Source organism: Streptomyces sp. NRRL S-118, assembly GCF_000716335.1.
GTDB lineage: Bacteria > Actinomycetota > Actinomycetes > Streptomycetales > Streptomycetaceae > Streptomyces.
This window is the reverse complement of sequence record NZ_KL591008.1, coordinates 268,021-272,047: the sequence shown is the minus strand read 5'-3', so window position 1 is coordinate 272,047 and position 4,027 is coordinate 268,021. Positions and strand designations below refer to the sequence as shown.

Annotated in this window: 4 protein-coding genes; 2 read left to right on the top strand and 2 right to left on the bottom strand. The window is 73.8% G+C overall.

Annotation, left to right across the window (positions count from 1 at the left end; translation table 11 throughout):
• Positions 1–1,043, top strand: a 1,043-nt coding sequence (locus IH00_RS37365) for a glycoside hydrolase family 1 protein (protein ID WP_031074329.1), incomplete at its 5' end; no start/stop codon positions are given.
• Here IH00_RS37365 and IH00_RS0116740 read toward each other — a convergent pair.
• A complete protein-coding gene (locus tag IH00_RS0116740; RefSeq protein WP_052411425.1) occupies positions 1,015–1,908 on the bottom strand; it encodes an oxygenase MpaB family protein in 894 nt (297 codons plus the stop codon). The two genes, IH00_RS37365 and IH00_RS0116740, sit on opposite strands and share 29 nt — an antisense overlap.
• Before the next feature lie 227 nt (positions 1,909–2,135).
• Complete coding sequence (locus IH00_RS0116735) at positions 2,136–2,645, bottom strand: F0F1 ATP synthase subunit B family protein (RefSeq protein WP_031074325.1); 510 nt, start codon at positions 2,643–2,645, stop codon at positions 2,136–2,138.
• A 184-nt stretch (positions 2,646–2,829) separates the two neighbouring features.
• Here IH00_RS0116735 and sph point away from each other — a divergent pair, with 184 nt between their 5' ends.
• Positions 2,830–3,834, top strand: a complete 1,005-nt coding sequence (gene sph / locus IH00_RS0116730; RefSeq protein ID WP_078887790.1) for a sphingomyelin phosphodiesterase — start codon at positions 2,830–2,832, stop codon at positions 3,832–3,834.
• Positions 3,835–4,027 lie beyond the last annotated feature (193 nt).

Sequence of the window (4,027 nt, the reverse complement as noted above, 5' to 3'; positions counted from 1 at the left end):
CGGCGGACATCCGGCCGGTCGCGACGCTCTACCACTGGGACCTGCCGCAGGAGCTGGAGGACGCCGGCGGCTGGCCGCACCGGGAGACGGCGGAGCGGTTCGCCGAGTACGCCTCGCTCGTGGCCGGGGCGCTGGGTGACGGGGTCTCCACGTGGACGACGCTGAACGAGCCGTGGTGTGCGGCGTTCCTCGGGTACGCCGCGGGGGTGCACGCCCCGGGCCGTACCGACCCGGTCGCGTCGCTGCGGGCGGCGCACCACCTGAACCTGGCGCACGGGCGCGCCGTGCAGGCCGTCCGGGCCGTCGTCCCGCCGTCGGCGGAGGTCTCCCTGACGCTGAACCTCCATGCGGTGCGGGCGCTGTCCGAGTCCGCGGCGGACGTCGAAGCGGCACGCCGCGTCGACGCCCTGGGCAACCGGATCTTCCTGGACCCGGTCTTCCACGGGCGGCTGCCGGCCGACCTGGTGGCGGACACGGCCCCGCTGACGGACTGGTCGTTCGTGCGGGAGGGCGACCTGGAGGTGACGTCCGCGCCGGTCGACTCGCTCGGGATCAACTACTACTCCCCCACGGTCGTGGGGGCGGGCACCTCCGAGTCGCCCTCCCCGTGGCCCGGGGCGGAGCAGCACGTCCGCTTCGTACCGGCGCCGGGTCCGCGCACCGCGATGGACTGGCCGGTGGACGCCGACGGCCTGTACGAGCTGCTGGTCCGGCTGCGGGACGAGCTGCCCGGCGTACCGCTGCTGGTGACGGAGAACGGCGCGGCGTACGACGACTACGCCGACCCGTCGGGCGACGTCCACGACCCGGAGCGGGTCGCGTACCTGCACGCGCACCTGGCCGCCGTGCACCGTGCGCTGGGGGACGGCGCGGACGTGCGGGGCTACTTCCTGTGGTCGCTGATGGACAACTTCGAGTGGGCGTACGGCTACGGCAAGCGGTTCGGCATCGTGCACGTGGACTTCGCGTCCCAGCGCCGTACGCCGAAGGACAGCGCGCGGTGGTACGCGGACGTCATCGCGCGGGGCGGGCTGCGCGGCTGAGCCGGTGCCGCCGGCGTGCCTCCCGGGCGAGCGGGAGGTAGCGCAGCCGCTCGGGCAGGGCGGGCACCACGGCCCGTACGACCCGGCCGAAGCGGCGCAGCGCGCGCTCCTGCGCGTCGGTCCACTCCAGGCCGATCGCGGCGCGTGCGTCCGGCGGCAGGAACCCGATGGTGACGAAGCGGCGGAACCGGGCGAGCGGCGGGAGCAGCACCGGCCACAGGAGGCGCAGCAGGAGCCGGAGCGGCAGCGGTCCGCGGTCGGGCGGGGGCACCGGAGTGCCGGTGGCGACGAGCTCCCGTACGACGACGGTGGCCTCGATCTCCTCGGCGAGCACCTTGCGGTAGTAAGGCCAGAACTCCTCGATCGTCTGCGGCATGTCGCGGTCGTGGATGCCGAGGATGCGGCCGACCCGGAGCCATTCGGCGTAGAGCACGCGTTCCTGGGCTTCGGTCATCGGCCGGACCAGGTAGCGGGCGGCGTGCTGGTAGACGGGGAACCCGGTGGCGTGGACCCACGCGTAGTTCGCCGGGGTGAGGGCGTGGTAGCGGCGGCCGCGGGTGTCGGTGCCCTGGATGGTGCGGTGGAGCCGGCGCAGCCGGCGCCCCTCCTCGGCGGCGGCCTCGCCTCCGTACACCCACAGCTGGAGGGAGCGCAGGGAGCGCTCGCCGCGGCCCCAGGGGTCGGTGCGGAAGACGGAGTGCTCGTCGACGCCGGCGCCGACGGCGGGGTGCGCGACCTGGAGGGTGAGCGCCGCGGGCAGCATGAGCAGGCCGCGTATGTCTCCGGCGAGGCTCCACAGCACCCCTCCGGGGGGCGGTGGCGCCGGTTCGGCTGCGGTGCCTGCAGCCGGGGGTGAGGTGCTCATCGGTGGGGCTCCGGGCCGGGCGGCCGGGTCGGGGTGGGTGTCCGGGGCGGTGGTCGGGGTCGGGGTCGGTCCTGCGGTACCGGTGCGGTCCGCACTACCAGTATCGATCACCCGTACGCCGGACGACCCGCGGCCCGGCACGGTGCTCGCGCCGGCGGTACGGCAGGCCGGCACCACGGCCCTGCGGCCGTGGTGCCGGCTGTGCGGCCCGGTGGGCGGAGTGCCGGTCAGCCGCGGTCGGCGGGGCGGACGGCGACGGGTTCGCCGATGATCCGCTCCGCGAGGGTGCGGGCCCACGCCTCCACGTCCTCGCCCAGCCGGGACTCGGCCGCGGCGCGCTCCTCCGCGATACGGGCGCGGCCGGTGGCGAGGATCCGGTCGCGCTCGCGTGCGCCCTCCTCGCGCGCGGCGGCGATGGCGGCCGCGCCCTGCTCGTGCGCCTCGGCGCGGATGCGGGCGGCTTCGTGGCGGGCCGCCGCGAGCTCGGCCTCGTATTCGGCGTGGAGGCGGGCGGCCTCCTCGCGCAGGTCCTCGGCGCGGTCGGTGCCGCCCTCGATCGCGTCCTGCCGCTGCTGGAGGGAGCGGTTGATCCGCGGCAGGATCACCTTGGCGAGGATGAGGTAGGTCGCCCCGAACAGCACGAGCCCCACGACCAGTTCGGCCAGTACGGGGTTGAGCGGCCCGAGGTCAAGGGGGAGCAGTTCGGCATTCCGGGCGAGAGTCACCGTCGAAGTCATGCCCGGATCCTACCGACTCGTCACGATGTCTCCTCGCCACCGCGTCAGGAGAGTTGGCGCACCCGCCCCGGGCCCGCAAGATTCCCGGCATCCGACGGCTACCGGAAAGTAACCGTGGCTGATTTGATGTGCCGCGCCATGTCCATGGCGACGTCCAACCCCCCACCGCCGTCAGGAGTTTGTCGTGCCGCGCTCCCTGATCCGCCGCGTCTCGCGCCGTACCGCGAGCACCGTCCTGTCCGCCGCCGTCCCGGTGGCGCTCACCGCCGCCACTCTGGCCGCGACCGCCCCGCCGGCGTCCGCCGCCGGGACACCGCGCCTGAAGGTCCTCTCGTACAACGTGTTTCTTTTCAGCAAGAACCTGTACCCGAATTGGGGACAGGACCACCGGGCGGCGACCATCCCCAAGGCGCCCTTCTACCAGGGCAATGACGTGGTCGTGCTCCAGGAGGCGTTCGACAACGGCTCCTCCGACGCGCTGCTGCGCAACTCCGCGGCCCAGTACCCGTACCGGACACCGGTGATGGGGCGCGGCAAGGACGGCTGGGACGCGACCGGCGGCGCCTATTCCTCCGCGACTCCGGAGGACGGCGGCGTGACCGTGCTGAGCAAGTGGCCCATCGTGCGCAAGGAGCAGTACGTCTACAAGGACGCGTGCGGCGCGGACTGGTACTCCAACAAGGGCTTCGTCTACGTGGTGCTGAACGTCGACGGCGCCCGGGTCCACGTGGTCGGCACGCACGCCCAGTCGACGGATCCCGGCTGCGCGGCGGGCGAGGCGGCGCAGATGCGCAGCCGCCAGTTCAAGGCGATGGACGCCTTCCTGGACGCGAAGAACATCCCGGCGTCCGAGCAGGTGCTGGTGGCGGGCGACCTCAACGTCGACTCGCGCAACCCCGAGTACGCCACGATGCTCGCGGACGCGGGCCTGGCGGACGCGGACGCGCGCACCGGGCATCCGTACTCGTTCGACACCGAGCAGAACTCGATCGCCGCGGAGCGCTACCCCGACGACCCGCGCGAGGACCTCGACCACGTGCTCCACCGCGCCGGGCACGTCCGGCCGGCCGGCTGGACCAACGAGGTGATCAAGGAGCAGACCGCGCCGTGGACGGTCTCCAGCTGGGGCAGGCAGTACACGTACACGAATCTGTCCGACCACTACCCCGTCACGGCTTCGGCCCAGTAGGCACCGGGCGGAGGCGCAGGCGCCCCGTTCCTTCGCGGGCGGGTGGCCGGTTGCTGCGCGTACAGGTGCAGGGTTGCTGCGCGTGCGGGGCCGCGGCCCCGACCTGAAGAGGTCCCCTGAGCAAAGGGGCCACGGGGCGAAGGGGCCACGGGGCGAAGGGGCCACCGGGCGAACGGGCCACCGGGCGAACGGG